Raw genomic sequence first — 26729 nt, 5'->3', positions numbered from 1 at the left:
GGATTACTTCCTGGGTTTGACAAACTTGAGTGTCATACGGTCGCTTTCGCCAATCGCTGCATAGCGCGCACGATCGGCGTCACCCTCGGCATAATTGGGGGGAAGGGTCCAGACACCCTTGGGGTAATCATGCGTGTCGCGCGGGTTTGCGTTTACCTCACTCGATCCCGCAAACTGAAACCCGGCTTTTGCAGCAAGCGCCTTGACGGTGGAAACCTTCAAATAGCCGCTGGTTTTTTCGCGCGTGCTGTCCATGTTTTCAGGCAGACGATGTTCCTCGATACCCAATACGCCGCCGGGCTTCAGCATCGCGAACATTTGCCGGAAGGCACTTGCGCTGATGTCTTCCTTGCTCATGGTCAGATTGTGAATGTTACGGAATGTCAAAACGGCATCAACCGAATTTGCCACAATCCCCGGCTCGGTGGCGGTGGACGGAAAACGCGCCCGGGTCACTTTGCCATAAACCGGCAGGTTGGTTGCCAGCTTCGTGGCGATGGCGGCATCGGCCTTTCCAGCAGGTCCAGCGACGATCAGCGAACCGTTGCCTGCATTGACAAAGGGCGCGAGCACTTCGGTATACCAGCCCCCTGATGGAAACAGCTCGACGATCTTATCACCGGGCTTGATCCCAAAAAACGCGAGCGTTTCAGCAGGGTGGCGATAAGAATCGCGCGCTCGGTTAGCGGGCGTCCGCGACGGTGCTGCAACTGCTGCATCAATCGCCGTGCGGGCCGCCAGGACTGCGGGTCTGGCCTGCACCGCAAGAGGGGCAGAAATGCCGACGACGGCAATGGCGGCAATCACGAACGGGTATTGGCGCATGAAACATCCTCGGCTGAAATGACCGGGACATTCTAGCTAACCCTGAAAATGGCGCAACCTTACAGGCAGGCTTCCAGATAAGGTTGGTCGAAGCCGTATTGCTTGGCCTTTTCAAGCGTGTAGGGGCGCAGACCCATCGAACGATATTCGCCGATGATCTTGCCGTCAGCATCTTCGTCCAGATATTCGAATTTGAATAGCTGTTGTGTCACGATGACAGGGCCTTCCATGCCGATGACCTCGGTCACGTCGGTGACGCGGCGTGAACCGTCGCGGAGACGCTTTACCTGAATGATCAGGTCCACAGAATCGGCAATCTGGCGCGAAATGGCTTCCTTGGGCATCTTGATGTCGCCCATCATCACCATGTTTTCCATACGCGCGATAGCTTCGCGCGGCGAGTTGCTGTGGAGCGTACACATCGACCCGTCATGGCCGGTGTTCATCGCCGCCAGCATGTCGAAACATTCCTGACCACGAATTTCGCCGAGGATAATGCGATCCGGACGCATACGCAGCGCGTTGATGACAAGATCGCGAATGGTGATCGCGCCTTGCCCTTCCAGGTTGGCGGGGCGTGTTTCGAGCGGAAGCCAGTGCGGCTGTTGCAGGCGAAGTTCGGCGGCATCCTCGATCGTCAGCACACGCTCGCCGGGGTCGATCATCTTTGACAGGGCGTTGAGCATTGTCGTCTTGCCCGAGCCGGTGCCGCCCGAAATGACGATGTTGAAGCGACAGGCTCCGGCAATCTTGAGCGCGGTCGACATCTTGTCGGACATCGAACCACCCTTGGCCATCATGTCGAGCGTGATCGGCTTGGCGGAAAACTTACGGATAGAGATGGCGGTGCCGCGCAGCGACAGCGGGGGCACGATAACGTTGACGCGCGAACCATCGGCAAGACGCGCATCGGCGAGCGGCGTCGTCTGGTCGACGCGGCGACCGACCGAGTTGCAAATCCGCTGCGCAATCTGGAACAGATGTTCCTCGTCACGAAACTGGATCGGGGCGATCACCAGCTTGCCCTTTTTCTCGATATAGGTCTGGTTCGGGCCGTTCACCATGATGTCGGTGATCAGCGGATCGTTAAGTAATTCCTCCAGCGGTCCGAGACCGAGCAATTCATCAACCAAGACCTTTTCCAGCGCAAACTGTTCGCGGCGGTTCAGGGTGTATTTCAGCTCGGCAAGAACTTCGCCGATGATCGGACGAAATTCCTCGGCCAGTTCCTCCTTGTTAAGGGTGGCCGCGGCTTCGGGATCGATGCGCTCTAGCAGGCGCGGCAGCACCTGTTCCTTGATCTTGTGGACGCTGGCTTCAAAGCCTTCGGCTTTCGGTGCGACTTCGGCTTCGTCGGTCTGGCGATCGTTGAGGCGCGACATTGCATCGCCGTTGCGATCGGTCGAGCGTGGTTTTTCATCGAGCTCAGGCGCTCCCTCGATCGGCGGGAATTGTGCGCCGCCCTCGGGTGCGCCGCCCGATCCCTGCATGGGTCGTGCAACTCCGAAAGCCGGGCGATTATTACCCGTCGTCCCGTTTACCCCACCGCGTCGTCCGAAAGCGCTCATATAATACCCTGAACAGCCGAGTGCCAAAGAAGTGATGGCCAATCAGGGTGAATAAACCGGAAACTTTTAGAATGTCCTAATGCGCACCGTGTTTTCAGGACGGACGACACGGTGGGACGGCATCCGTCAATGCGCTGAGGGAGAATTGTCCACAACACCCGTCATCCTGAAACGGTTTCAGAATGACCGCAGAAGAAGGGTCTGATGACGAAAACGAAGGCTTTTCAGCAATTGTCAGCCCAGCAACGTCGCCTGTTCGGCAAGCACCGTAAGCCCAGATGCGCTTACTTCGGCAAACCCTCCCGCGACAGTGATGCGCTGGCTGATGGTCGTCGGGTTCGAATAAATCCGAATCTCGCCATCGCGGATCGTGGTCATCACCGGCGCGTGGCCGTGCAGAATGCCCATGTCGCCTTCGCTACCCGGAATGACAATCATGTGTGCGTCCGCGCTCAGCACCGCGCGTTCCGGGGTTACCAGTTCAAAGTGGATGTCAGCCATTTAGGCTTCGTCCGCCAGCTTCTTGGCCTTGGCAACGGCTTCGTCGATGCCGCCGACCATATAGAACGCAGCCTCTGGAAGGTGATCATACTCGCCTTCGACGACGGCCTTGAACGACTTCACAGTATCCTCGACCTGCACGAACTTGCCGCTGATGCCGGTGAAAACCTCTGCCACGTGGAACGGCTGGCTGAGGAATTTCTGGATCTTGCGGGCACGGCTGACGGTCAGCCGATCGTCTTCCGAAAGCTCGTCCATGCCCAGAATGGCGATAATATCCTGCAGCGACTTATACTTCTGCAGTGTTTCCTGAACGGCGCGGGCGGTATCATAATGCTCCTGACCAACGACGGCAGGCGTCAGGACGCGCGACGTCGAATCGAGCGGATCGACCGCTGGATAAATACCCAGTTCCGAAATCGCGCGGTTAAGCGTGGTCGTTGCATCCAAATGCGCGAACGATGTCGCCGGGGCTGGATCGGTAAGATCGTCGGCAGGAACGTAGATCGCCTGAACCGAAGTGATCGAACCCTTGTTGGTCGACGTGATCCGCTCCTGCAGGGCACCCATGTCGGTCGAGAGCGTCGGCTGATAACCCACCGCCGAAGGGATACGACCCAGCAGTGCGGACACTTCCGAACCGGCCTGCGTAAAGCGGAAGATGTTGTCGACGAAGAACAGGACGTCCTGTCCCTCCTGATCGCGGAAATACTCGGCGATGGTCAGGCCCGACAGGGCGACGCGGGCGCGTGCTCCCGGTGGCTCGTTCATCTGGCCGAACACCAGCGCAACCTTCGAACCCTCTGGCGTCGGGTTGCCGTCGGCATCCTTGGCGATAACACCCGCGTCGAGGAACTCGTGATACAGATCGTTACCCTCGCGGGTCCGCTCACCGACGCCCGCGAACACCGACACGCCGCCGTGGCCCTTTGCGATATTGTTGATCAATTCCTGAATAAGCACCGTCTTGCCGACGCCAGCGCCGCCGAACAGGCCGATCTTACCACCACGCGCATAGGGCGCGAGCAGATCGATAACCTTGATACCGGTGACGAGGATGCTGCTCTCGGTCGACTGATCCACGAACAGCGGAGCAAGCGCGTGGATGGGGGCGGTGATCGTCGCGCCGATGGGGCCACGTTCATCGATGGGCTCGCCGATGACGTTCATGATGCGGCCCAAAGTCATGGGACCGACCGGCATCCGGATCTGCGAACCGGTGTCGGTGACGCGCTGGCCACGAGTAAGACCCTCGGTCGCTTCCATCGCGATGGTGCGAACGGTGTTCTCGCCGAGATGCTGTGCGACCTCAAGAACGACGCGGACCCCGTTATTGTCGGTTTCGAGTGCCGAGAGAATGGCAGGAAGCTGATCCTCGAACGTCACGTCGACGACGGCGCCAATGATCTGAGAGATGCGGCCGATGTTGTTCGACGTCTGGACCGGCGCGGTGTCGACTGCATCGGTTACGGGCGTCTTTACCACGCGCGGCTTGCGAGGGGCCTTGTCTGCGGTTGGGGCTGCGGTTGCCATCTTTAAGTCCTTGCCTTCGGTTCGGTTTAGAGCGCTTCAGCGCCAGCAATAATTTCAATTAGTTCAGTCGTGATCGCAGCCTGACGAGTTCTATTATACAGCACTGTCAGCCGGTTGATCATGTCGCCGGCGTTGCGCGTCGCATTGTCCATTGCGGTCATGCGGCTGCCCTGTTCCGATGCCGCATTTTCAAGCAGCGCGCGAAAAATCTGGATCGCGATGTTGCGCGGCAGTAGCTCGGCGAGCAGGCCTTCTTCATCGGGTTCATATTCGACCGCCGCAGCGCCAGCAGGGGCCACGGGCTCGGTCGTTGCAGCAGCGAGTGGCACCGGAATAATCTGGATGCCGGTCGGAAACTGCACAAGCGCCGACTGGAACTTTGCAAAAAAGAGATGCGCAATATCGAATTCACCGGCTTCGTAGCGGGCGATCAGATCTTCGGCGACGACCTGAGCATCGGAGAAGGCAACATATTTAATGTGACCCATTTCCTGATCATGCGCGATCTGGGTCGGCAGGAAGCGCTTCAGCACACGACCTTTTTTACCAGCCAGATAGTAACGCACGGTCTTGCCCGCGGCCTCCAGCTCTTCGCCCTTCTTGCGCGCGGCACGGACGATGTTCGTGTTGAACGCACCCGCCAGGCCGCGTTCGGACGTCGCGACGACGATCAGGTGAACCTGATCCTTGCCGGTGCCCGCGAGCAGTTTCGGTGACGATGCGCTGACCGTAACCTTGGACGCGAGCGAAGCCATGACGGCTTCGAGCCGCTCGGCATAGGGACGACCGGCAACCGCTGCTTCCTGCGCACGGCGCAGTTTGGCAGCGGCGACCATCTTCATCGCCTTTGTGATCTTCTGGGTCGATTTCACCGAGCCGATCCGCATTTTCAGGGCTTTGAGGCTCGCCATTTATGCAAACGTCTTTGCGAACGCATCGAGAGCGGTTTTCAGGCCGTTCTTCGCTTCGTCGCCAAGATCCTTGGTATCGCGGATCGTTTTCAGCACACCCGAATGATTGGCGCGCAGGTCCGAAATCATAGCTTCCTCGAAACGGGTCACTGCGTTGACCGGGATGGTGTCGAGATAGCCGTTGACGCCAGCGAAGATCGACGCGGTCTGCTCTTCGAACGGCATTGGCGCAAACTGCTTTTGCTTGAGCAATTCGGTCAGGCGCGCACCACGGTTAAGCAGTTTCTGCGTCGAGGCATCGAGATCGGAACCGAACTGGGCAAATGCCGCCATTTCGCGATACTGCGCCAGTTCCAGCTTGATCGATCCGGAGACCTTTTTCATCGCCTTGGTCTGCGCCGCCGAACCAACGCGCGAAACCGACAGACCCACGTTGATCGCAGGACGGATGCCCTGGAAGAACAGATCGGTTTCAAGGAAAATCTGACCATCGGTGATCGAAATCACGTTGGTCGGAATATAAGCGGAAACGTCGCCCGCCTGCGTCTCGATGATCGGCAGCGCCGTCAGCGAACCATTGCCGTTGGCATCGTTCAGCTTTGCAGCACGCTCCAGCAAGCGGCTGTGCAGGTAGAAGACGTCGCCGGGATAGGCTTCGCGGCCCGGAGGACGACGCAGCAAGAGCGACATCTGGCGATACGCAACCGCCTGCTTGGAAAGATCGTCATAAACGATCAGCGCGTGCATGCCGTTGTCGCGGAAATATTCGCCCATCGCGCAGCCGGTATAGGGTGCCAGGAACTGGAGAGGGGCCGGTTCCGAAGCGGTCGCGGCAACGACGATGGTATATTCCATCGCGCCATTCTCTTCCAGCGCGCGGACGATCTGTGCGACCGTCGAACGCTTCTGGCCGATGGCGACATAGATGCAGAACAGCTTCTGCGAATCATCGTCGCCCTTATGGCCGTCCTTTTGGTTGATGAAAGTGTCGATCGCGACGGCGGTCTTGCCGGTCTGACGATCGCCGATGATCAGTTCGCGCTGACCACGGCCAACGGGAACGAGCGCGTCGAGCGCCTTCAGGCCGGTCTGCACTGGTTCATGGACCGACTTGCGCGGGATGATGCCGGGCGCCTTGACTTCGACGCGGCTGCGCTTTTCAAAAACGATCGGACCCTTGCCGTCGATCGGATTGCCGAGGCCATCGACGACGCGGCCGAGCAGCCCCTTGCCGACGGGAACGTCCACGATCGTGCCGGTGCGCTTGACGACGTCACCTTCTTTGATCTCGGCATCGGAGCCGAAAATCACGACGCCGACGTTATCGGCCTCCAGGTTAAGCGCCATGCCCTGAACGCCGTTGGCAAAGGCGACCATTTCACCGGCCTGGACATTGTCGAGGCCGTGGATGCGGGCGATACCATCGCCGACGGACAGAACCTGTCCGGTTTCGGAGACTTCGGCTTCGGTGCCAAAGGATGAAATCTGGTCCTTGATGACCCGTGAGATTTCTGCGGCGCGGATATCCATTGTCGTAATCAGCCTTTCATCGCGTGCGCGAGGGTGTTCAGTCGTGTGCGGATCGAACCGTCGATCATCTGGCTGCCGATCTTCACGATCAGCCCCCCCAGAATAGCCGGGTCGGTCTTCAGTGTTACGGCCACATCGCGGCCGATCCGGGCCTTCAACTTGGCTTTCAAAGCGGTGACCTGCGAATCGTCGAGCGGATGTGCCGTGGTCACGTCGGCAGTGGCTTCACCGCGAAAGTTGGCCGCCAGTTCGCGAAATGCCGTGATGACCGACGCTGCCTTGTTCAGGCGACGGTTGGTTGCAAGGACGCCGAGGAAGTTGGTCGTCAGCGGGTCGAGCCCAAGTTCCTGCGCAACGGCTTTGATCGCTGCCGTCGCACCCTCACGCGACACCAGCGGGCTCGATATCAGACGACGCAGGTCGTCTGACTGGGCGAAGGCCGAATCGAGCGTCGAAAGGCTGGCTTCGACCGCCTCGATGCTCTTGGCTTCGCGCGCGAGTCCGAACAGTGCGCTGGCATAGCGCCCTGCTAGGCTAGCTTGAATGGCGCCGGAATTCTCCACGCGTGGCAGTCCCCTAAGTGGTTTAATTTTGGCTGGTTGGGTGCGGCAAAGCTCCCGATAGCCGACGGCGCGCGCCTAGCATCGCTCTTGCTGCGACGCAAGACAGCGGGCAAAGGTTTGGCGAAACCGGAGAGTGAAATGGCTTTTGAAAAGATGACGATGTCTGACGGAGCGCAGGTCGATGTGTACCGCGCGCTGCCATTGCGAGAGCGGCGCGGGGGGCTGGTCCTGATCCAGGAAATTTTCGGCGTCAGCGAACATATTCGCGAATTGTGTGACCACTATGCCGCCGATGGCTATGAAGTCCTGTCACCCGCTTTGTTCGACCGCGAGCATCCTGGGTTCGAGGCAAGTTACGATGGCGAAGGCTTGGCCCGCGCCGTCCAGCTTGCCCGCGAGCTCCACCCGTTCGACCTGTCGATGGCCGATACGAAAACCTGCGTCGATGCGCTGAAGGACAAGGGGCCGGTCTTTATAACCGGCTATTGCTACGGGGGTTCGATTGCGTTTCTGGCGGCGTGCCGGATTGAGGGGCTCGCGGCGGCTTCGGGTTATTATGGCAGTCTGATCAAGAACTTCCCGACCGAGCATCCCCGATGCCCGACGATCCTGCATTTCGGACGGTTCGACACGGGCATTTCGATCGCTGACGTCGACGCCGTCGAGGAAGCGCAGCCCGATGTAACGGTTTATGTGTATGAAGCCGGGCACGGTTTCAATTCAGACCGTCGCAAGGATTTCCACGAACCGAGCGCGGAACTGGCGCGCGAACGGACGTTGGCTTTGTTCCGCCAGAATGGTGGCTGAGGTTTGACAGCAAGCAACGGGATGCTGGGGCAAACTGGGAAGTCTAGCCAGAGTTTCTCATCATGAAGGAACACCAGCATGGCTTATCGTATCAAGGGTCTGGAAGTCGCACAATTTGCCTCGTTTATCGGCGCTAGCGAGGAGGAACTGGCGCAACAGGGCGCAATCCGCGTGGTGGCCACTCCGCGCTCGCCGTGCCGGATCACGCTGGAGGCAGCACCCGTGGGTGAATCGCTGATCCTGCTCAATCATGTCTCGCACGACGTCGCGACCCCGTTTCGCGCGTCACACGCGATCTATGTTCGCGAAAATGCAGTGGCTGCGGCGCAGTTCGTCGACCGCCAACCCCCGTTGTTCGACCAGTGCACTCTTTCGTTGCGGGCGTTCGATGCCGACGCCATGTTGATCGAGGGCGTGCTGGCTGCGCCGGGCGAAGCCGATGGCCGGGTCCGCTCGTTGTTCGCCAAGCCGGAAACCGCCTATATCCACGCGCACTACGCAGCCTATGGTTGCTTTGCGGCGGTGGTGGAGCGAACCGATGATTGACGCCGGGGCGGCGTGGCAGGCATTTTCCAGTCGTGACCGCGCCTTCGACGGACAGTTCGTTGGCGCGGTCCGGACAACCGGTATCTACTGCAAGCCGAGTTGCGCCGCGCGCCACCCGTTGCGACAGAACGTGACGTTCTACACGGACGGGGCAACGGCGCGGGCGGCGGGGTTTCGTGCTTGCCTGCGGTGCAAGCCCGATGAGGTCGGGCGCGACCGAGAGGCTGTGGCACAGGCGCTGGCGCTGATCGCGGGTGCGGACCAGGTTCCGAGGCTGAAGGCGCTGGCTGCTGCTGTCGGCTATGCGCCGCACCACTTTCACCGACTGTTCAAGCGCGACACCGGAGTGACGCCCGCCGCTTATGCCCGGGGCCTACGGGCCCAGCGCGCAGAGGCATCTTTGGCGGGAGCCGGGTCGGTTACCGGGGCGATTTACGATGCAGGTTATCAAAGCGCCAGCCGATTTTATGCGGCCGCACCCGATCGGCTTGGCATGACCCCCTCGGCATGGAAGCGGGGCGGGGCGGGGGTCCTGATCCGCTATGCGATCGTCGATACGGTCATGGGATCGATGCTGCTGGCAGCGACCGACCGGGGAATATGCCGACTGTCGTTCGATGAGGACGAGCATGAATTGCGGCGGCGGTTTCCGCAGGCGGTGATCGAGGAGGGTGGCGCGGCGATGGCCGAATTGATCGCGGGGGCGATAGCTGCGGTCGCGGATCCTGCGCACTTGCCCGACCTGCCACTGGACGTTGCGGGCACGGTTTTCCAGCAGGCGGTCTGGCGCGAGCTGGCCCGCATCCCTTCCGGGGAGACGCTCAGTTACGCAGCGCTGGCGGCGAAGGCCGGCAATCCAAAGGCGGTGCGTGCGGTGGGGTCGGCCTGCGGAGCGAACCAGGTGGCTGTGCTGATCCCCTGCCATCGGGCACTACGGACCGACGGTTCGCTGGGCGGCTATGCCTATGGGCTGGAGCGCAAGGTCGAATTGCTGAAGCGCGAGTGGACGAAAACAGCGTCACCCCGGCGCGGGCCGGGGTGATCGCAGGCGTCACAGTTTCGCCACCGCGCGGCAGTCGAAGACCAGCCGCTCATTGGGCGACGGCGGCAGAGTCTGGCGAATCGCCGTCTGCATTTCGCTGACCGATTGGCGCGCGCCGGGATCGGTTTGGCAACCCTTCGCCGGATATTGCGCGCGGACGGCCCGCGCTTTGTCCATCGCATCGGCGGCCATCAGGAAGCGTTCGACGGTATAGCGCCGCTTAGCCGGGTCGAAAGTCTGGACGGTCACCGTCGGTTCGGTATTGGGCACGAACGACCGGCTCCAAGTCCCGGCATTCGCGCCATATTGGGTCTTGCCGTTGACACAGCCATCGTCCTGCCAGTCGAGCGGGACGTCGTCGGTCTTCGACACCGTCACCCGGCTGCGATCGGCGACGAAGGTGCAGATATTGCTTCCGGCAGCACTGACGCCGGTGTCGGAAATCTTTGCCACGACCGGGTGCAGCCGGGCATAGCGATCCTCGACATCGGTCAGTTTGGGACGTCCCAGATACACGATGACGGCGGCGAGGATCAGCGCGATTCCAACGACGACCGCTCCAATGGCAATCCGGTTGCGCTTTTCCATCTGCGCCACGCCCGCACCCGCCAGCGCCAGCGCGCCGACCACCAGCAGCACGGCAGCGATTGCCATGCCATTTTCCCGCTCCCCCGAAATCTGGTCGCGAATGGTCATTTTTTCCTGGGCGGCCTTGGTCACATCGGCATCGCCCTTGTGCGCTTCCAACGCTGCCGCCGCTTCATCGGCCTTGACCAGCGCCGCATCCCGCGCTCCCGCCTCGCTGTCCGATAGGCAGGGCGTTCCAACGATCGCCGCCGCGACGCCTGCCTTTTGCAGAAACGGCAACAGTTCGCGTACCGATATGGCGAAGGCGAAGGTCGAATCGATACCCTCGCTGATCGACAGGAAACTGTTGATGCCGACGACGCGGCCGCAGGCATCGACAAGCGGACCGCCCGAATTTCCGCGCCCGATCGCGGCATCGTGAAGCACCGTGTCGAATTGCGCGTTCGACCTGCGTCCGGCGACATGGCCGAGCGACTTGACCGGCGATTGCGGCGTGACGACGGTGGTCATGCCGCCTGCCAGAGCGCGATCGACGCCATAGGGGTAGCCGAGTGCTGCAACTTGTGCCCCGTCGCTCATCACACCCGAAAACAACGTGGCGGGCGGAATACGACCGCTGCCGATGTCGATCACCGCCAGGTCCAGGTCGGCCCGATAGGCCACGACCTTGCCTTCGTAGCGGCGCGTGCCTTCGGATGGGACAATGCCAACGAAACCCTCGCCAGTGACGGCGCTTTCGACCACATGAGCGTTGGTCAAGATGCGGTTCGGGGTGATGGCGACGCCGCTGCCCATGCCAACATCACTGCCTTCCACACCGCCCGCTACAACGACGACGCGGACGACGCTGCGCGAGACTGCGTCGATGTCGCGATTGTCCTGCGCCAGCGCGGGCAATGCACAACATAGCAATAACAATCCGACCCACCGACCCAGCATCAACAATTCCCAGTCACTAAAATGATCGCGTCATACGAAACTATAGGGATCGACATCGACCGCGACCCGAACGCCGCGTGGCCAGTCGAGCCGTCCCAGCCATGCACGGATAACGTCCTGGACGTCCAGAGCACGGCGCGCATGGACCAATAAACGCATCCGGTGTCGCCCGCGCAGCATGGCAAGCGGGGCAGGGGCGGGGCCATAAACTTCCATGCCCTCCACAATCGGCGCACCCTTGGCGATCGCTTGTGCGGTGTTGGTGGCCTCTTGCAGATCCTCGGAGGACACGATGATTGCCGCGAGTCGCCCGAACGGCGGCGCATTGGCTTCGCGGCGGCTCGCGGTTTCGGCAGCATAAAAGGCTTCGGCATCGCCTGAAACGAGCGCCCTGATAACTGGCGCATTTGGTTCGTGCGTTTGGACGAACACGCGACCGGGCTTGGTTCCCCGTCCCGCGCGGCCTGAAACCTGGGCGATTTGCTGGAAACTGCGTTCGGCGGCGCGCAGGTCGCCACCCTGCAAGCCCAGGTCGGCATCGATTACCCCGACCAGCGTCAGATTGGGGAAATGATAGCCCTTGGTCACCAGTTGCGTGCCGATGACGATGTCGATCTCGCCTGCCTCCATGCGCCCGACGAATTCGGCGGCTTTGGCGGGTGACCATAATGTGTCCGAGGTGACGATCGCGCGGCGGGCTTCGGGAAACAGTTCGGCGACTTCATCGGCGATCCGTTCGACGCCGGGGCCGACCGCCACCAGCGAATCCTCTGCCTGGCATTCGGGGCACTTTTTCGGCGGGACCATGATATGTCCGCAGTGGTGGCATTGCAGTCGCCCGACGAGCCGGTGTTCGACCATCCAGGCAGTGCAATTCGGGCACTGGAAGCGGTGGCCACAGGTCCGGCAGAGCGTCAAAGGGGCATAGCCGCGGCGGTTCAGGAATAGCAGTGACTGTTCCCCGCGCGACAGCGTTTCGGTCATTGCCGCAACCAGAGGCGGTGCGATCCAGCGACCGCGTAGGGGCGGGTCCTGCAACAGGTCGATGGCCGCGATGTCGGGCATTTGTGCAGGGCCGTAGCGACCGGGCAGCTTCAATTCGCGATAATGGCCGAGCGCGACCTGCGCTTGCGTCTCGATGGCGGGGGTCGCGGTGGCGAGGATGACCGGACACCCCTCGAACCGCCCACGCATCACGGCGACGTCGCGTGCGTGATAATGGACGCCTTCTTCCTGTTTGAAGCTGGTTTCGTGCGCCTCGTCGACGACGATCAGCGCGAGATCGGGATAGGGCAGGAACAGCGCCGATCGAGCACCGACGGTGACCTTGGCCTCGCCGCTGGCAATGGCGCGCCAGGCACGGCGGCGTTGTGACTGGCGCAGGCCCGAATGCCAGGCGACCGGCTGGTGCCCAAACCGCGCCTCGAATCGTCGCAAGAACGGTTCGGTGAGTGCGATTTCGGGGAGCAGCACCAATGTCTGCCGACCTGAACGCAACGCGGCGGCAATGGCCTCGAAATAGACTTCTGTCTTGCCCGACCCCGTCACGCCGTCGAGCAGGATCGGCGAAAAGTCGTGCGCCTCGGTGGCGTTGACCAGCTCGGTTGCCGCAGCGGCCTGCTCATTCGAGAGTTCGGGTGGGGCAAAATCAGGGTTGGGCAGCGGATAGGCATCGTCGATGCTCACCTCGACCGCTTCGATCGCGCCCATCTTGACCAGCCCGCGGATCACCGCGTCGGACACGTCCCCGATCATCGCCAGTTCGCGGACCAGTCCCTGCCGCTCTCCGATCCGTTCCAGCGCCTGTGCGCGTCGTGGTGTCAGCCGGTCGGGCAGGGTTCCAGTTGCGCGATATTCGATCACCGAACGGCGGTCGTCGAGCGCCGACGCGCTCGCCAGTGCCATGCGCAGGACCGCAGCGGGCGGGGCAAGATAATAGTTCGCCGTCCATTCGATCAGCCGCATCAACGGGGCCGACAGCGGGGGCAGGTCATAGACCGAAACAAGGTTGCGCAGCCGATTGTCGCCGACTTCTGCATCGGAGGGCATTTGTGCGGGGTCCCATACCACCCCGGCTAGCTGGCGTGGCCCGAGCGGGGCAAGCACGATGCTTCCCGGTACCACCGTCATTCCGCGCGGCACCCGGTAATCGAGCGGCCCCAGTGCGGAGTTCAACAACAGGACGCGGGCGCGGGACATTGGTCCCCTTAACCGCATTACGGGGACCCTGTCTTCCTTCGCCAGATCAGGGGAGCAGGTGACCCTGTGCGGGCGCTCCCTTTCTCCCCTGAAAGCAGGCGCGGCCAGTGTTTAAAGGTGCACGCCGTTCCGGCCACGCACGCGGTTATGCTTGGCGCGGACAATATCGTTCTGCGATCGGTCGAGCAGTGCATTCACCCGCCGAACTTCGGCGTCGGTAAACCGTCCGCCGCTGCGCTCCGCCTGCTTCTTGGTGCGATCGATCGAATGCTGCTGGGCGGTCAGGCGGTCGCGCTCGGCCCGGCTGAGCTTGCCCGACCGTTTCCCGGCGTCAATCTGGCGCTGCTGGTTGGCCTGGCGCGCATTGATCCGAATATCGGCCTGTGCGACGGTTCCAATCGAGAGACCGGCCAACGCCAGTGCGATTACGATTTTCTTCATATTTGTGATCCTTGATATGTGCGACCTGCAGAGGTGCGGTCCAACAACGCGCAAACCGCAAATTGGGTGCAATCGCGATTCCATCTGTCCTATCCGCCCCAATTTTGGCATGGCGTCTGCACCGACCTGGCGGATGGAGCGTCACGCAACTTTATTGCTCATTTACTGCGACTTCTGCGACTCCAAACTTAGGACACGTCCGAACATGAAATTCTTTGTCGATACCGCCGATACTGCCGACATTGCCGAACTCGCCGCGACCGGCCTGCTCGACGGGGTGACTACCAACCCCTCGCTGATCGCCAAGTCGGGCCGCCAGTTCGTCGAAGTTGTGAAGGAGATTTGTGGACTGGTCGATGGACCGGTTTCCGCCGAAGTCATCGCGCTCGACCATGCCGGGATGATGCGCGAAGCCGAAGTGTTGCGCGCGCTGGCCGACAACGTCTGCATCAAGGTGCCGTTGACGATCGACGGGCTGAAAACCTGCAAGGCGTTGTCGGGCGAAGGCACGATGGTCAACGTAACGCTGTGCTTTGCACCGAATCAGGCGCTGCTCGCGGCCAAGGCGGGGGCCAGTTTCATCTCTCCGTTCGTCGGGCGCCTCGATGACATCGGATTCGACGGTATGGACCTGATTCGCGATATCCGACTGATCTATGACAACTATGCCTTTGCCACTGAAATCCTGGTCGCGAGCGTGCGCCATCCGGTCCATGTTCTCGAATCGGCGCGGATCGGTGCCGACGTGATGACCGCGCCGCCTTCGGTGATCAAGGCGCTGTTCAACCATCCGCTGACCGACAAGGGCATGGCAGGATTCATGGCCGACTGGGCAAAGACCGGCCAGACCATCTGATGACCGGAGCCGGCTGACATGACCGCGGTGCAGGCCTATGCCGAGCACCTGTCACGCGACCGGCGTCGTTCGCTCCACACGGTCCGCGCTTATGTCTCGACTGCCGAGCGACTGGTCGCGCATCTTGGCACGGCGCGGGTGCCGACATCGGCGGAGCTGCGCAGCTTCCTGGCGGAGCGGCGCAGCGACGGCATCGGCAATGCGAGCGCCGCGCGCGAACTGTCCGCGCTCCGGAATTTCCTGACTTTTGTCGGTGGCGAAGGCGCGACTCCCAAGCTGAAAGGACCTCGCGTAAAAAAGGGGGTGCCGCGACCCATTTCGCCCGACGAGGCGGTGGCGCTGGCCGAGGACATTGCCGAACAGTCTGCCGAGGCGTGGATTTCGGCGCGCGACTGGGCGGTGCTGATGCTGCTCTATGGCGCGGGTCTGCGGATCGGTGAGGCGGTCGGGCTGACCGGCGCGATCCTGCCGCTGGGCGCGGTCCTGAGCGTGACCGGCAAGCGCGACAAGACCCGGATGGTGCCGCTGATCGGTCCGGTCCGCGACGCGGTCGAGGCCTATGCAAAGCTCTGTCCGTGGCCGATCGAGAACGCCGAGCCACTGTTTCGCGGTGCGCGCGGTGGGCCGCTGAAGCCCGAGATCATCCGCCGCGCGGTACAGGGTGCGCGGGGTCGCCTGGGGCTGGCTTCGCGGACGACACCGCACGCGCTACGCCACAGCTTTGCGACGCATCTGCTCGGTCGGGGAGCGGACCTGCGCTCGCTACAGGCTCTGCTTGGTCATGCCAGCCTGTCGTCGACCCAGATCTACACATCGGTCGACGCCGCCCATCTGCTGGACGTTTACCGCAACGCCCATCCGCACGGCTAGGCGTTCAGCCGCGCCTCGATCGCGTTCCAGATCATTGCAGCGGTGTCGGTGCCGTTGAATGTGTCGATCGCCACGATGCCAGTTGGCGAAGTCACGTTGATCTCGGTCAGCCACTCGCCGCCGATCACGTCGATCCCAACAAAAATCAGCCCGCGCTTTTTCAGTTCCGGTCCCAATGCCTCACAGATTTCGATCTCGCGCGCGGTCAGTTCGGTTTTTGCCGCTGTCCCGCCAACGGCCAGGTTCGATCGAATCTCCCCGTCGCCCGGGATCCGATTTACCGCGCCCGCGATCACGCCGTCGACCAGCACGATGCGCTTGTCGCCCTTGACTACGGTCGGAACGAACGCCTGGACCATGTGCGGTTCGACATAGGCCGTGTTGAACACTTCGATCAGCGAGGCGAGGTTAGCGCCGTCGCTGCCGATCTTGAAGATTGCCTTGCCGCCGTTGCCGTGGAGCGGCTTCAGGACGATCTCGCCATGCTCCTTCAGGAATTCGCGCGCTGCGCCAAGCGAACGGGTGATCATCGTCGGCGGCATGAAATGGGCATAGTCGAGCACGAACAGTTTTTCGGGCGCATTGCGGACCGACGCCGGATCATTGGCGACAAGCGTGTCACCCTGGATACGTTCGAGCAAATGTGTCGCGGTGATATAGCTGAGATCGAACGGCGGATCTTGCCGCATCAGGATGACATCGACGTCGCGCCCGAGATCGAGAATGACCGGCTCACCCGGCGTGAAATGATTGCCGGGTTGGCGCTGCACGGTTACCGGCCGGGCCATAGCGTAAAGCCGTCCTCCATCCCAGGTCAGGTCAGGCGCAAGATAGTGGTAAAGCACATAGCCGCGCGCTTGCGCCGACAGCATCAGCGCGAAACTGGAATCGCCCGTGATGTTCAGGGTTTCCATCGGGTCCATCTGGAACGCTATTTTAAGGGTCATGGAATCGCCCTAACTCCGGATCGTCATCCGCACCATGCGTTTTCGATGTGGCGCGGCAATGTCCGGGGTGCGAGCAGGATGACGTCGATCCGGATATCGTCGCCGGGCTCCGCAAACCGAGCGATCAGGATTTCTGCGGCGGCCGCGACCCGGCGGAGGCGGAAGTCGTCGATGGCAAAATCGAGTTCGGCCACGGTGGCGCGATGCTTGACCTCGATGAAGGCGACCAGACCGGAGCGGCGAGCGACGATGTCAACCTCTCCCGCAGGCGTGCGGACGCGCTGGGCCAGTATCTTCCACCCCTTTAGCCGCAGCCAGGTCGCCGCGAATCGCTCCGCCCTGCGCCCGCGTTGTTCGGCCGCCTGCCTGGTCCTGGCAGGCGCGGTCAAATCTTCATCGTCAGCGCCCGCGCATAAAGTGCACGACGGTCGAGGCCGAGGCGCCCGGCTACCTCGCTAGCCGCACGCCCGGTCGACAGGCGCGTCAGCGCTTCGGCGAGAGCGGCATCACCGTCGGCTTGGGTGGCAGCGACCGGCTCCCCCGGCGGCGCGACGACAATAACGATCTCGCCCTTCGGTGGGGCCTCAGCATAGCGCGTCGCGAGTTGGGCCAGCGATCCGGTCACGCACTCCTCGAACATCTTGCTCATCTCGCGCGCCACGCCAGCTTCGCGGTCGCCTAGTGTCTGGGCGAGCGCGGTCAGCGTCGCGGCGAGGCGGGGTCCCGATTCGTAGAAAATCAGCGTCGCCCGGATCGTGGCAATCTCTGCAATAGCCTCGACACGCGCCTTGGCCTTCGACGGCAGGAACCCGACGAACAGGAAACGATCGGTCGGCAAGCCCGCTAAAGTCAGCGCGGCGACGGCGGCGCATGGGCCTGGGATGGTGACGATGGCGATCCCCGCCGCACGAGCGTCCCGGACCAGCTTGTAACCCGGGTCGGATATCAGTGGTGTCCCGGCGTCCGATACCAGCGCGACCGATTCCGTGCCCATACGGGCGATCAATGCCGGACGCACGCCGTCGGCAACATGGTCGTGATACGGCACCATAGTTTTACGGATACCGATATGGCGCAGCAGTTTAGCGGTGACACGGCTGTCCTCTACCGCGATCACGTCGGCATTGGCCAGGATCTCGGCGGCGCGCGGGCTCAGATCACCAAGATTGCCGATTGGGGTCGCGACGATATAAAGACCGGGTTTGAGTATTGCGTTCATAAGGGTGAGACTGATGGCAGAGGGACAGGCACGCGAGCAAGGGGTTGCACGTGCGCGAGGGCTGGCGAAATGGGTTGGCCTGGGAGTGGTGACGTTGCTCGCAGCGTGCCAGGTGGTTCCAAAGGGGCGGCCCGGCCCCCTCGCTCCGCCACCGACCGCCACCCGGCCCGACCCGATCGGACCATCTTTGCCAAGCGATGCCGAGCGCCACCGTGTCGCGCTGCTGGTGCCGCTGACTGGCCCGAACGCAGGCGTAGGCACATCGATCTCGAACGCCGCGAATCTTGCCGTGCTCGACACCGGGGGCCAGAAAATCAGGGTCACCATGTACGATACCGGCGCCGGGGCGGCGACTGCTGCCCAGCGCGCCATTGCCGAGGGCAACCGGGTCATCCTCGGGCCACTGCTGGCCGAGGATGTCCGTATCGTCGCGCCCATTGCTCGCGCGGCAAAGGTTCCGCTGATTGCCTTTTCAAACGATACCGGTGTGGCCGGCAACGGCACGTTCGTGATGGGGTATGCGCCGGCGCAGTCGATTGGTCGCGTGGTCGATTATGCCAAGTCGAAGGGCCTGACGAAATTTGCCGGACTGATGCCGGTCGGGCTGTATGGTCAGCGATCATCGACGGCGCTGCTGCGTGCTGTCGAATCGAACGGCGGGCAAGTGGTGTCGGTGCAGACTTTCGACCGGACGCCGGGGTCGGTGAAGGCGGCAATCACAAAAATGAACGCTGCGTCGCCGTATCAGGCGGTGTTGATTGCCGATTCGGGGCGGACCGCTGTTGCCGCAATCCCAAGCATTCGGGCGGGAAGCGGTCGGTCGGCGCAGATTCTCGGCACCGAATTGTGGAACACCGAGACCGGCATGGCGGCCAGCCCGGCATTAAAGGGCGCCTGGTTCGCCAGCGTTTCGAACGGGCTGTATAGTCAACTCGCGGCGAAATACCGGGTGCGGTTCGGGCGGTCGCCTTATCGGCTCGCCAGCCTGGGTTACGATGCTGTACTCCTAGTGACGCGGATCGCGGGCGAATGGCGCGTCGGCACCGCGTTCCCGCAATCGGCCCTGAGCGATGCCGGTGGGTTCTCCGGCATCGACGGCGCATTTCGTTTCAACCGCGAGGGCATAGCCGAACGAGCGCTGGAGGTTCAGCAGGCGGGGCCGACCGGGTTCACCGTGATCTCGCCAGCCCCGCGCGGGTTCTGACTTAAGCAATAATCTGGGGCAGGATGGCATCGAGCAGGAGCGTTCCCTGCTCGGTGATTTTCAGTCGGGTCCCGGACAGCGTGACCAGTCCCAGTTGGGACAAGCGCTCGGTCGCAAGTTTGTCGACCGCAGCATCTGCGAACCGCGCGAGGTCCACACCCTCGCGCAATCGAAGCCCCATCAACAGGGCTTCGGTGGTTTGCTCCACGACGGACAGCGCGGTCTCGGCTTGCAGGCCGTGACCGTTGCGCGCCACCGCGGCGATCCAGTTTTCGGGCTTTTTGTGCCGCGTCGTCGCCATCCCCCCGCGCCGCCCGTGCGCGCCCGGGCCAATGCCGACATAGTCGCCATAGCGCCAATAGGTCAGGTTGTGGCGGCTCTCTGCTCCAGAGCGCGCGTGATTGGATGTTTCGTAGCCAGGCAATCCAGCGAAGTTGGTCAGCGCGCGCGTGACTTCGAACAGGTCGGCGGCACGGTCGCCATCGACAGGACACAATTTGCCTTGCTGGACCAGCGTCGCAAAGCGCGTGCCCGCTTCGATGGTAAGCTGGTAGAGCGACAGATGCTCGGTCCCGAACGACAGTGCGCGGGCCAGTTCAGCCTCCCATTGCGCGATCGACTGGCCGGGGCGGGCGTAGATCAGGTCGAAGCTGACCCGTCCGAAGTTCATCTGTGCGGTGGTGAGTGCGACCAGCGCCTCCTCGACATCATGTGCCCGGCCCAGAAACGCCAACGTGTCGTTATCGAATGCCTGCACCCCCAGCGACGACCGGTTGACCCCGGCACTGGCGAGATCGGCAAAACGCGCTGCCTCCACCGAGGAAGGGTTGGCCTCTAGCGTGATCTCGATGTCGTCAGCCGGAGACCAATGGTTGACGGCGGCGTCGATCAGCGCCGCAACGGTCGAGGGCGGCATCAGTGACGGCGTGCCTCCGCCAAAGAAGATCGAACCTAGCGGGCGGCCCGGCGACAGCGATGCCTCGTAAGCGAGATCGGCCAGCAGCGCGTTCAACCAGGCCGCCTGATCGACCCCTTCACGGACGTGGCTGTTGAAATCACAATAGGGACATTTCGAAACGCAGAACGGCCAATGAATATAGAGAGCCAGCGGCCCAGTTAGGACATTGTTCACTTCGGTCGGGGCAGGGAGGGTCGTCATGATGATTTGCCGCTCGCTTACCGGACTATTGCTCGCGCTGCCACTGTTGGTCGCCGGGACCGGCCACGCCGCGCCGATCAGTGTTTCGGTGGTCGAGGAAATATCATACGAAGACCTGCCAGCGGAGGATGCGGCCGGGGACGACGCGCACGAAGTTCCTGAAATCGTCGAGCCCTGGGACGATCCCAAACCTCAGCCGCGCGGCGAGGCCATTTTCCGATCGACGATGTTGCGCGACCACAATCGCGCGCGTGCCGCCGTGTCGGTCGCGCCGCTGATCTGGGACGACGGATTGGCCGCCAATGCCGCGGCCTATGCAGCGACGCTGGCCGCGACGAGAACCTTTGCCCATGCGCCACGGTGCGCCGGAAGGCCGGTCGAGGGCGAAAACTTGTGGATGGGAACGCGGCGAGCCTATCACTATGCCGACATGACGGGATCGTGGGTAGACGAACGACGGGATTTCCGACGGGGGTTATTTCCCGATGTCAGCGCCACCAAATCCTGGCATGAGGTTGGCCATTACACACAGATCATCTGGGCGAAAACCAAAGCGGTAGGGTGCGCGGTCGCGAGCAACGCCAGCGACGAGTACCTGGTTTGCCGGTATTTCCCCGCCGGGAATGTCGTTGGCCGGGATGCGTTCGCGCCATAGGCTAAGTCAGGTGCCGCAGGACGACCTGCGAGTTTCAGAAAACCGCCGCCACCAATTTTGCAAAGGCGTCCGCCCGGTGACTCATCGCGTGCTTGGCGTCAGGGTCCATCTCGCCGAACGTGAGTGTCTGGCCATTCGCTATGAACATCGCGTCATAGCCAAAGCCGCGGCCGCCGCGCGGGGGGTGGACCAGCAGGCCATCCACGCGACCCTCCACTTCGACTTCGCTGCCGTTGGGCCAGCACAACGCCAGCGCACAGACGAAATGTGCGCCACGGCCCGAACCCTTGGGCGCGCGGCTGATGTGCTCTTCGACCAGGCGCATCGCCGCGCCGAAATCCTTGGTCTCACCCGCCCAGCGCGCGGAGAATATCCCGGGATCACCGTTCAACGCATCGACGCACAGGCCGCTGTCGTCGGCCAGCGCGGGCAGGCCGGACAGGTCCGCCGCCTGGCGTGCCTTTAACAGAGCGTTGGCGGCGAAGGTCGTGCCGGTCTCTTCGGGCTCGGGCAGATCAAGCGACGCTGCCGAGACTGGCCCGATCCCGTAAGGTGCCAGCAGCGCCCGGATTTCGCGGACCTTGCCGGGGTTGTGACTGGCAATGACCAACTTGCCAGGCGCGAGCTTTAAGGTCACCGACCGGTGGCTTTCGCCTGCGCCGCAAAAATGTCGGCGCAACCCATCCGGGCGAGCCGAAGGAGGCGAAGCAGTGCTTCCTCGTCATACGTCGCCCCTTCGGCAGTGGCCTGCACTTCGGCGATATTGCCATCCTCGATCAGCACGAAATTGGCATCGGCATGAGCGTTCGAATCCTCGATATAGTCGAGGTCCAGAACGGGCGTACCTTCGTAGATACCACAGCTGATCGCCGCGACCTTCTGCTTGATCGGATCAACGGTCAGCTTGCCGTCGGCCAGCAAGGTGTCGACCGCGAGCCGCATAGCGACCCACGCGCCCGAAATGGATGCGGTGCGGGTGCCGCCATCGGCCTGGATCACGTCGCAATCGAGCGTGATCTGGCGTTCGCCGAGCAATTTCATGTCCATGACCGAGCGCAGCGAACGACCGATCAGGCGCTGGATTTCCTGCGTGCGACCCGATTGCTTGCCCTTGGCGGCTTCACGGTTGTTCCGCGTGTTGGTGGCGCGCGGCAGCATCCCATATTCGGCTGTAACCCAGCCTTCTCCCTTGCCGCGCATGAACGGCGGGACCTTTTCCTCCAGGCTTGCCGTTACCAGCACGCGGGTGTCGCCGAACGAGATCAGGCAGGACCCTTCGGCATGCTTGGTGAACGCGGGTTCGATGGTGATGATGCGCATCTGATCGGGAGTGCGGCCTGATGGGCGCATAAGGGGCTTGTCCTTGATGGTTTGTTGGGCGCATCTAGCGGCCTGACTGGCCGACCGCCAGCCATTTGGGGAACTGGACGCTATGCGCATCATTCTGTTGATCATCGGCATCGTTGCACTGCTGGCGGGGGTCCTGTTTGCACTGCAAGGTTCGGGCGTGGTTCATTGGCCCTCCGACAGCTTCATGCTCGACCAGAGTGTCTGGCGGACGCGCGGGATCATAATTGCTTTTGCCGGGGCCGCGATCATCCTCATTTCACGTCGCGTCGGCAACCGTTGACGCGGCAGCCCTTCGGTCCGACATAACAGGGGTGGCGGCACCCGTAACCGAATTGACCGACCGGGCGCGCGATGTGTTCCGCATCGTGGTGGAATCATACATTGATTCCGGCGCCCCGGTTGGGTCACGGACCATTTCCAAACTGTCCGGACTGAACCTGTCGCCCGCGTCGATCCGCAACGTGATGCAGGATCTGGAGGAACTTGGCCTGCTGGCTGCGCCGCACACTTCGGCGGGTCGGATGCCGACCGAAACCGGGCTGCGGCTGTTCGTCGACGGCATGATGCAGGTCGCCGAACCGACGCGCGAGGAACGCGCGGTCATCGAAAGCAGGCTGTCGGCGGGCGGACCGATCGAGGACGCGCTGGCGGCGGCCACGTTGGCCCTGTCCGGACTGTCGTCGTGCGCCGGACTGGTGCTGGTTCCGACCCGACAACCGCGCCTGAAGCAGTTTGCCTTTGTCTCGCTGTCACCCGATCAGGCGTTGATCGTGCTGGTCGGTGACGATGGCTCGGTCGAGAACCGCGTGATCGCGTTGCCAGCGGGCATGAATGCGTCCGCGCTGACCGAGGCGGGCAATTACATGACTGCGCGCCTGTCGGGCAAGACTCTGGCAGAGGCTGCGGCGGAGATTGCCGGGCAGGTGCAGCAGGAACGCGCGGAACTGGACGAGGCCTCGCACAGGCTGATCGAAAGCGGCCTGGCCATCTGGTCGGAGGACCACGCCGCGCGCCCCGTGCTGATCGTGCGCGGACAAGCCAATTTGATCGAGGATGGCGACGCCGCAGCGCTGGAACGGGTGCGGCAGTTGCTGGGCGAAATCGAGGGCAAGGAGGAAATCGCCCGCCTGCTCGACAGCGCCCGCATCGGCTCCGCGACCAAGGTATTCATCGGTTCGGAAAACAAATTGTTCGCATTGTCGGGGTCGTCGGTGATAGCGGCACCCTATCGCGGGAGCGACGGTCGGGTCGTCGGCGTAGTAGGTGTAATCGGCCCAACGCGGTTGAATTACGCGCGCGTCGTACCGATGGTAGATTTTACAGCACAGACTTTGACGAGATTGATGGCATGAACGACGAAGAATTGACGGCAGAAGACGCGATGATCGACGAAGGCGCGCCTTCCGAACCGAACCCTGAGGAACAGGATCGGACGGCCGCACTGGAAGCAGAACTGGCCGATGCGAAAGCCGCGACACTGTATGCGCAAGCGGAAACGCAGAACGTGCGTCGTCGGTTGGAAAAGGATGCGCAGGACGCGCGGGCCTATGCCTCGACGGGATTTGCGCGCGATATATTATCGGTCGCCGATAATCTGTCACGCGCGCTCGACGCCATCCCGGCGGAGTTGCGCGAGGACGAGAAGTTCAAGGGGCTGGTCGTCGGGCTCGATGCCACCGGGCGCGAACTGGCCGCAGTTTTCCAGCGTAACGGCATTACCAAGATCGTCTCTGTGGGTGAGAAGCTCGATCCGAATCGTCATCAGGCAATGCTGGAAATGCCGAGCGACTTAGCGCCGGGGACGATTGTTCAGGAAATGCAGGCGGGGTATATGATCAAGGACCGGTTGCTGCGGCCAGCAATGGTCGGGGTGGCGAAGGCCGGTTAGGCCTCCTTTGCATTGATGCGGTCGATGCTCTTGCGGGCATCCGCCAGCACGCCAAGCATTTCTGCACGCATCGGATGTGCGGCTGGCGATTGACGCATGATATTCCGAAATTCGCGTAAGGCAGTCTTCATGGCAAGACTTCCGGATGCGTCGGGAGCCGGGTCGGCGGTGAACGAATCATGCTGGTATTTCATGCGGCGATAGTGCGGGGGCGATGGTTAATTGCGGGTAAAAGGCGGGATGACCTATCGGCGCCTTTTGCCCAGAGTCTGCCGTTGGTTGCCCCCATCCGAATTCCTAAAAGCTGTCTTTTGTCGATGAATGGTTTTCGCTACATAGCGGCATGTTGAAGCTGCACGTTCTCACCGCGATGATGCTTATCGTAGGTGGGTGTTCGCCTGATTCTGACTATTTGCACGTGGTTCAGCGAGCCAAAAGCCCTGACGGTTTGCTTACAGCAGCCTACGTCGAAGACACGCAAGGTGGCGCAATGGTCGGCACGGGACAGGACGTTTATGTATTCTCGGGCACAGGTCCGTCGCGATACTCAGACCGTGTATTCAGCGACGAATGTGTCGTCGGTGTTCGCATCTCGTGGCTTGGGCCGAAAGAGCTTAGGATCGCATACGGCGCGCGCGCAGATCACAAAACACCACGTGCTCCCGGCCCATGGTGGACCTTCGGTCACGTTCCGCATGGACTGATCGTTCAACTCGCGCCGCACACGGCGAAGGGCAGCTATTGCTGAAAACGACCCGAAAGCCGCCGGTCCGCTTTCCACCAATATCGGACGTTCAAACCATTCTAAACGGCAACAGAGCTTCATACACGTCCGTCCCCGGCTTCCCCGCGACCACGCCACCGTGCCGCAGTTGAACAGCATGCCGCACGATCTCCGCCTGCTGTTCGATGCCGTAGTGTCCGAACGGCTTCCCCGGCGTTATCGTGTAATCATAACGGCAGAACGGGTGGCGCATCATCGGCAGCCACCAGCGACCGCTACGGTGAGCTTGCCAGACGTGCGTCATTTCGTGGATGAACAAGCCCTGTTCGCTCAGATGCCCCTCGCAAAAGTCGGCGCAATACAGGTCGCCCCCGGGGTGGAACCAGATGTCGCCGTCGGGAGCCATCGCGGTATGGCGAGGGTGGAAGAATATCCATTTCGCATTGTGCAAACGCACCCGGTCGTAGTCGATCGCTTGCCCGAACACCGAGAATGCCAGCGCGGCTTCGGCGGCGGTGAGGGGGCGCGAACTCATGCGGAGTTTATTGCTCTCCCGGCCGCTTCAGCACCGCGCCGACAACGATCCGCTCTCCGCTTGCAAAGATGAACGTGATCGGCATGGTGCGCGGGGGCTTTAGTGCGGGGTTCACGTCGAAGAACATGACGTGCTTGCCGCCCGATTCGAACTTTACCGTGCCCTTTGCCGGGATTGCCACGCCGCCGGTGATTGGCTTCATCGCGGCCATGCCACCATGCGCCATCGATTCGTGAAGTTCCGCCCGGATTGCGTTTTCCGATGTAACCTCGATCAGGCGATCTGCAACCGGTCCCCCCGTGACGGTGAAATAAGCCGCAGCCGGAGAACGCGGCACCGCCGGCAGGCGCACGGACACGTCGGTGACGTTCAGAGTCGGCTTTTTGCTGCACCCGCCCAGAACCAAAACCCCGCACGCAATCAGCCCGAATATTCGCTTCATCGTCATGCCCTTTGGTTCCATTGTGCGACAGCTACTATCCTGTGCTTCTTGCGACAAGACAAAGGCCCCCTATATCCGGGTCTGAAACAATCACATGGGCGGTGCTCGAGGCGCGCCCGAAGCTGCACGGGGTAAGTTGAAACTATGGCTAAAGTTATCGGGATCGATCTGGGTACGACCAATTCGTGCGTTGCCGTCATGGAAGGTGGCAAGCCCAAGGTCATCGAAAATGCCGAAGGCGCGCGCACGACGCCGTCGATCGTGGCGTTTGCCAAGGATGGCGAGCGGCTGATCGGACAACCGGCCAAGCGTCAGGCGGTCACGAACCCTGATTCGACGATTTTCGCCGTAAAGCGCCTGATCGGTCGCCGGTTCGACGACCCGATCACCAAGAAGGACACCGAGCTGGTCCCGTATTCGATCTCGAAAGGTCCGAACGGCGACGCGTGGGTTAAGGCGGCGGGCGAAGACTATTCGCCATCGCAGATCAGCGCGTACATCCTTCAGAAGATGAAGGAGACGGCGGAGAGCTATCTCGGTGAAACCGTCACGCAGGCGGTCATCACGGTGCCGGCCTATTTCAACGATGCTCAGCGCCAGGCGACCAAGGATGCCGGCAAGATCGCCGGGCTGGAAGTGCTGCGTATTATCAACGAGCCGACTGCGGCCGCCCTTGCCTATGGCATGGACAAGCAGGACGGCAAGACCATCGTGGTCTACGATCTGGGTGGCGGCACGTTCGACGTTTCGATCCTCGAGATCGGCGATGGCGTATTTGAGGTAAAGTCGACCAACGGGGACACTTTCCTGGGTGGCGAGGATTTCGATTCGAAGGTGGTCGAGTTTCTTGCGGCTGACTTCCAGAAGACCGAAGGCATCGACCTGAC

The 26729-nt window shown here is 62.0% G+C and carries 30 protein-coding genes; 11 read left to right on the top strand and 19 right to left on the bottom strand.

Translation table 11 applies throughout. The features are described from left to right. Positions 1-3: 3 nt before the first annotated feature. The 7 genes from Q0R02_RS13045 to Q0R02_RS13015 form a co-directional block, all read right to left on the bottom strand. Positions 4-825 (bottom strand): methyltransferase, encoded by an 822-nt coding sequence (locus Q0R02_RS13045; protein WP_293884158.1) that lies wholly within the window; start codon positions 823-825, stop codon positions 4-6. A 59-nt stretch (positions 826-884) separates the two neighbouring features. Beyond that, complete coding sequence (locus Q0R02_RS13040; RefSeq protein ID WP_293884156.1) at positions 885-2393, bottom strand: CpaF family protein; 1509 nt, start codon at positions 2391-2393, stop codon at positions 885-887. 234 nt (positions 2394-2627) lie between these two features. Continuing rightward, positions 2628-2894 (bottom strand): ATP synthase F1 subunit epsilon, encoded by a 267-nt coding sequence (locus Q0R02_RS13035; protein WP_293884154.1) that lies wholly within the window; start codon positions 2892-2894, stop codon positions 2628-2630. Beyond that, the gene (gene atpD, locus Q0R02_RS13030; protein ID WP_293884153.1) at positions 2895-4427 is read right to left on the bottom strand and encodes a F0F1 ATP synthase subunit beta; all 1533 of its coding nucleotides are present in this window, start codon (positions 4425-4427) and stop codon (positions 2895-2897) included. A gap of 26 nt (positions 4428-4453) precedes the next feature. Continuing rightward, positions 4454-5338 carry a F0F1 ATP synthase subunit gamma gene (locus tag Q0R02_RS13025; RefSeq protein WP_293884151.1) on the bottom strand — a complete coding sequence of 295 codons (885 nt, stop codon included), beginning with the start codon at positions 5336-5338 and terminating at the stop codon, positions 4454-4456. Continuing rightward, positions 5339-6868, bottom strand: coding sequence for a F0F1 ATP synthase subunit alpha (atpA, locus tag Q0R02_RS13020; RefSeq protein WP_293884149.1), 1530 nt, complete (start codon positions 6866-6868; stop codon positions 5339-5341). An 8-nt stretch (positions 6869-6876) separates the two neighbouring features. Next, positions 6877-7431: a F0F1 ATP synthase subunit delta gene (locus tag Q0R02_RS13015; RefSeq protein WP_293884147.1), complete on the bottom strand. Its 555-nt coding sequence runs from the start codon at positions 7429-7431 to the stop codon at positions 6877-6879. Between the two features lie 138 nt (positions 7432-7569). Between Q0R02_RS13015 and Q0R02_RS13010 the strand changes: the two genes are divergently transcribed. The 3 genes from Q0R02_RS13010 (at position 7570) to ada (ending at position 9826) form a co-directional block, all read left to right on the top strand. Next, entirely contained in the window at positions 7570-8238 is a 669-nt protein-coding gene (locus tag Q0R02_RS13010) for a dienelactone hydrolase family protein (protein ID WP_293884146.1), read from the top strand. 78 nt (positions 8239-8316) lie between these two features. After that, positions 8317-8784, top strand: a complete 468-nt coding sequence (locus tag Q0R02_RS13005; protein ID WP_293884144.1) for a DUF1203 domain-containing protein — start codon at positions 8317-8319, stop codon at positions 8782-8784. After that, positions 8777-9826 carry a bifunctional DNA-binding transcriptional regulator/O6-methylguanine-DNA methyltransferase Ada gene (ada, locus tag Q0R02_RS13000; protein WP_293884143.1) on the top strand — a complete coding sequence of 350 codons (1050 nt, stop codon included), beginning with the start codon at positions 8777-8779 and terminating at the stop codon, positions 9824-9826. The genes Q0R02_RS13005 and ada overlap by 8 nt, the downstream gene beginning before the upstream one ends. A gap of 9 nt (positions 9827-9835) precedes the next feature. Here the strand turns inward: ada and Q0R02_RS12995 are convergent, their stop codons facing one another. From Q0R02_RS12995 to Q0R02_RS12985, 3 genes are all read right to left on the bottom strand, one after another. Beyond that, complete coding sequence (locus tag Q0R02_RS12995) at positions 9836-11353, bottom strand: S1C family serine protease (RefSeq protein WP_293884142.1); 1518 nt, start codon at positions 11351-11353, stop codon at positions 9836-9838. 30 nt (positions 11354-11383) lie between these two features. After that, complete coding sequence (locus Q0R02_RS12990) at positions 11384-13552, bottom strand: primosomal protein N' (protein ID WP_293884141.1); 2169 nt, start codon at positions 13550-13552, stop codon at positions 11384-11386. A 111-nt stretch (positions 13553-13663) separates the two neighbouring features. After that, positions 13664-13993 (bottom strand): hypothetical protein, encoded by a 330-nt coding sequence (locus Q0R02_RS12985; protein WP_293884140.1) that lies wholly within the window; start codon positions 13991-13993, stop codon positions 13664-13666. Between the two features lie 205 nt (positions 13994-14198). Between Q0R02_RS12985 and fsa the strand changes: the two genes are divergently transcribed. Further along, a complete protein-coding gene (fsa, locus tag Q0R02_RS12980; RefSeq protein ID WP_293884138.1) occupies positions 14199-14849 on the top strand; it encodes a fructose-6-phosphate aldolase in 651 nt (216 codons plus the stop codon). An 18-nt stretch (positions 14850-14867) separates the two neighbouring features. Beyond that, positions 14868-15719 carry a tyrosine recombinase XerC gene (locus Q0R02_RS12975; RefSeq protein WP_293884137.1) on the top strand — a complete coding sequence of 284 codons (852 nt, stop codon included), beginning with the start codon at positions 14868-14870 and terminating at the stop codon, positions 15717-15719. Here the strand turns inward: Q0R02_RS12975 and gshB are convergent. From gshB to rsmI, 3 genes are read right to left on the bottom strand one after another with little or no spacing between them, the layout of a single operon-like run. Continuing rightward, complete coding sequence (gene gshB / locus Q0R02_RS12970) at positions 15716-16666, bottom strand: glutathione synthase (protein ID WP_293884136.1); 951 nt, start codon at positions 16664-16666, stop codon at positions 15716-15718. The genes Q0R02_RS12975 and gshB overlap by 4 nt on opposite strands. 23 nt (positions 16667-16689) lie before the next feature. Then, the gene (locus Q0R02_RS12965; RefSeq protein ID WP_293884134.1) at positions 16690-17055 is read right to left on the bottom strand and encodes a YraN family protein; all 366 of its coding nucleotides are present in this window, start codon (positions 17053-17055) and stop codon (positions 16690-16692) included. Further along, positions 17052-17885, bottom strand: coding sequence for a 16S rRNA (cytidine(1402)-2'-O)-methyltransferase (gene rsmI, locus Q0R02_RS12960; protein ID WP_293884133.1), 834 nt, complete (start codon positions 17883-17885; stop codon positions 17052-17054). The genes Q0R02_RS12965 and rsmI overlap by 4 nt, the downstream gene beginning before the upstream one ends. 13 nt (positions 17886-17898) lie before the next feature. Here rsmI and Q0R02_RS12955 point away from each other — a divergent pair, with 13 nt between their 5' ends. Continuing rightward, positions 17899-19089, top strand: coding sequence for a penicillin-binding protein activator (locus tag Q0R02_RS12955; protein ID WP_293884132.1), 1191 nt, complete (start codon positions 17899-17901; stop codon positions 19087-19089). 1 nt (position 19090) lies between these two features. On the opposite strand, the gene hemW is transcribed toward Q0R02_RS12955, so the two are convergent. Beyond that, positions 19091-20248 carry a radical SAM family heme chaperone HemW gene (gene hemW, locus Q0R02_RS12950; RefSeq protein WP_293884131.1) on the bottom strand — a complete coding sequence of 386 codons (1158 nt, stop codon included), beginning with the start codon at positions 20246-20248 and terminating at the stop codon, positions 19091-19093. Here hemW and Q0R02_RS12945 point away from each other — a divergent pair. Next, positions 20247-20903, top strand: a complete 657-nt coding sequence (locus Q0R02_RS12945) for a CAP domain-containing protein (protein ID WP_293884129.1) — start codon at positions 20247-20249, stop codon at positions 20901-20903. The genes hemW and Q0R02_RS12945 overlap by 2 nt on opposite strands. Positions 20904-20937: 34 nt before the next feature. Here Q0R02_RS12945 and rdgB read toward each other — a convergent pair whose 3' ends face one another. Next, positions 20938-21540 (bottom strand): RdgB/HAM1 family non-canonical purine NTP pyrophosphatase, encoded by a 603-nt coding sequence (rdgB, locus tag Q0R02_RS12940; protein ID WP_293884127.1) that lies wholly within the window; start codon positions 21538-21540, stop codon positions 20938-20940. Then, positions 21537-22253, bottom strand: coding sequence for a ribonuclease PH (gene rph / locus Q0R02_RS12935; protein WP_293884125.1), 717 nt, complete (start codon positions 22251-22253; stop codon positions 21537-21539). The genes rdgB and rph overlap by 4 nt, the downstream gene beginning before the upstream one ends. Before the next feature lie 82 nt (positions 22254-22335). Between rph and Q0R02_RS12930 the strand changes: the two genes are divergently transcribed. From Q0R02_RS12930 to grpE, 3 genes are read left to right on the top strand one after another with little or no spacing between them, the layout of a single operon-like run. Then, entirely contained in the window at positions 22336-22533 is a 198-nt protein-coding gene (locus Q0R02_RS12930; protein ID WP_293884123.1) for a hypothetical protein, read from the top strand. 31 nt (positions 22534-22564) lie between these two features. Further along, a complete protein-coding gene (gene hrcA / locus Q0R02_RS12925) occupies positions 22565-23605 on the top strand; it encodes a heat-inducible transcriptional repressor HrcA (protein WP_293884121.1) in 1041 nt (346 codons plus the stop codon). Continuing rightward, the gene (gene grpE, locus Q0R02_RS12920) at positions 23602-24141 is read left to right on the top strand and encodes a nucleotide exchange factor GrpE (protein WP_293884119.1); all 540 of its coding nucleotides are present in this window, start codon (positions 23602-23604) and stop codon (positions 24139-24141) included. The genes hrcA and grpE overlap by 4 nt, the downstream gene beginning before the upstream one ends. Here the strand turns inward: grpE and Q0R02_RS12915 are convergent. From Q0R02_RS12915 to Q0R02_RS12905, 3 genes are all read right to left on the bottom strand, one after another. Beyond that, positions 24138-24335 carry a hypothetical protein gene (locus Q0R02_RS12915; RefSeq protein ID WP_293884117.1) on the bottom strand — a complete coding sequence of 66 codons (198 nt, stop codon included), beginning with the start codon at positions 24333-24335 and terminating at the stop codon, positions 24138-24140. The genes grpE and Q0R02_RS12915 overlap by 4 nt on opposite strands. Before the next feature lie 600 nt (positions 24336-24935). Continuing rightward, positions 24936-25400: a vgr related protein gene (locus Q0R02_RS12910; protein WP_293884115.1), complete on the bottom strand. Its 465-nt coding sequence runs from the start codon at positions 25398-25400 to the stop codon at positions 24936-24938. Between the two features lie 7 nt (positions 25401-25407). Further along, complete coding sequence (locus Q0R02_RS12905) at positions 25408-25842, bottom strand: copper chaperone PCu(A)C (RefSeq protein WP_293884113.1); 435 nt, start codon at positions 25840-25842, stop codon at positions 25408-25410. Positions 25843-25986: 144 nt separating this feature from the next. Between Q0R02_RS12905 and Q0R02_RS12900 the strand changes: the two genes are divergently transcribed. Further along, on the top strand, positions 25987-26729 hold a 743-nt coding region (locus Q0R02_RS12900; RefSeq protein WP_293884111.1), incomplete at its 3' end, for an Hsp70 family protein.

It is taken from the genome of Sphingomonas sp., from assembly GCF_025353885.1.
Taxonomy (GTDB): domain Bacteria; phylum Pseudomonadota; class Alphaproteobacteria; order Sphingomonadales; family Sphingomonadaceae; genus Sphingomonas_O.
This window is presented reverse-complemented; position numbering and strand designations above follow the sequence as displayed.

What these genes read in the sequence shown, in the direction of transcription:
- Q0R02_RS13025 (WP_293884151.1), bottom strand. Translation starts at nt 5,338, where the DNA reads ATGGCGAGCCTCAAAGCCCTGAAAATGCGGATCGGCTCGGTGAAATCG.
- rsmI (WP_293884133.1), bottom strand. Translation starts at nt 17,885, where the DNA reads ATGAACGCAATACTCAAACCCGGTCTTTATATCGTCGCGACCCCAATC.
- Q0R02_RS12985 (WP_293884140.1), bottom strand. Translation starts at nt 13,993, where the DNA reads ATGAAGAAAATCGTAATCGCACTGGCGTTGGCCGGTCTCTCGATTGGA.
- Q0R02_RS13010 (WP_293884146.1), top strand. Translation starts at nt 7,570, where the DNA reads ATGGCTTTTGAAAAGATGACGATGTCTGACGGAGCGCAGGTCGATGTG.
- Q0R02_RS12905 (WP_293884113.1), bottom strand. Translation starts at nt 25,842, where the DNA reads ATGAAGCGAATATTCGGGCTGATTGCGTGCGGGGTTTTGGTTCTGGGC.
- Q0R02_RS12995 (WP_293884142.1), bottom strand. Translation starts at nt 11,353, where the DNA reads ATGCTGGGTCGGTGGGTCGGATTGTTATTGCTATGTTGTGCATTGCCC.
- rph (WP_293884125.1), bottom strand. Translation starts at nt 22,253, where the DNA reads ATGCGCCCATCAGGCCGCACTCCCGATCAGATGCGCATCATCACCATC.
- gshB (WP_293884136.1), bottom strand. Translation starts at nt 16,666, where the DNA reads ATGACCCTTAAAATAGCGTTCCAGATGGACCCGATGGAAACCCTGAAC.
- hemW (WP_293884131.1), bottom strand. Translation starts at nt 20,248, where the DNA reads ATGACGACCCTCCCTGCCCCGACCGAAGTGAACAATGTCCTAACTGGG.
- Q0R02_RS12915 (WP_293884117.1), bottom strand. Translation starts at nt 24,335, where the DNA reads ATGAAATACCAGCATGATTCGTTCACCGCCGACCCGGCTCCCGACGCA.
- Q0R02_RS12945 (WP_293884129.1), top strand. Translation starts at nt 20,247, where the DNA reads ATGATGATTTGCCGCTCGCTTACCGGACTATTGCTCGCGCTGCCACTG.
- grpE (WP_293884119.1), top strand. Translation starts at nt 23,602, where the DNA reads ATGAACGACGAAGAATTGACGGCAGAAGACGCGATGATCGACGAAGGC.
- Q0R02_RS13005 (WP_293884144.1), top strand. Translation starts at nt 8,317, where the DNA reads ATGGCTTATCGTATCAAGGGTCTGGAAGTCGCACAATTTGCCTCGTTT.
- Q0R02_RS12930 (WP_293884123.1), top strand. Translation starts at nt 22,336, where the DNA reads ATGCGCATCATTCTGTTGATCATCGGCATCGTTGCACTGCTGGCGGGG.
- ada (WP_293884143.1), top strand. Translation starts at nt 8,777, where the DNA reads ATGATTGACGCCGGGGCGGCGTGGCAGGCATTTTCCAGTCGTGACCGC.
- Q0R02_RS13045 (WP_293884158.1), bottom strand. Translation starts at nt 825, where the DNA reads ATGCGCCAATACCCGTTCGTGATTGCCGCCATTGCCGTCGTCGGCATT.
- Q0R02_RS12955 (WP_293884132.1), top strand. Translation starts at nt 17,899, where the DNA reads ATGGCAGAGGGACAGGCACGCGAGCAAGGGGTTGCACGTGCGCGAGGG.
- Q0R02_RS12990 (WP_293884141.1), bottom strand. Translation starts at nt 13,552, where the DNA reads ATGTCCCGCGCCCGCGTCCTGTTGTTGAACTCCGCACTGGGGCCGCTC.
- Q0R02_RS12975 (WP_293884137.1), top strand. Translation starts at nt 14,868, where the DNA reads ATGACCGCGGTGCAGGCCTATGCCGAGCACCTGTCACGCGACCGGCGT.
- atpA (WP_293884149.1), bottom strand. Translation starts at nt 6,868, where the DNA reads ATGGATATCCGCGCCGCAGAAATCTCACGGGTCATCAAGGACCAGATT.
- atpD (WP_293884153.1), bottom strand. Translation starts at nt 4,427, where the DNA reads ATGGCAACCGCAGCCCCAACCGCAGACAAGGCCCCTCGCAAGCCGCGC.
- Q0R02_RS12910 (WP_293884115.1), bottom strand. Translation starts at nt 25,400, where the DNA reads ATGAGTTCGCGCCCCCTCACCGCCGCCGAAGCCGCGCTGGCATTCTCG.
- fsa (WP_293884138.1), top strand. Translation starts at nt 14,199, where the DNA reads ATGAAATTCTTTGTCGATACCGCCGATACTGCCGACATTGCCGAACTC.
- Q0R02_RS13035 (WP_293884154.1), bottom strand. Translation starts at nt 2,894, where the DNA reads ATGGCTGACATCCACTTTGAACTGGTAACCCCGGAACGCGCGGTGCTG.
- Q0R02_RS13040 (WP_293884156.1), bottom strand. Translation starts at nt 2,393, where the DNA reads ATGAGCGCTTTCGGACGACGCGGTGGGGTAAACGGGACGACGGGTAAT.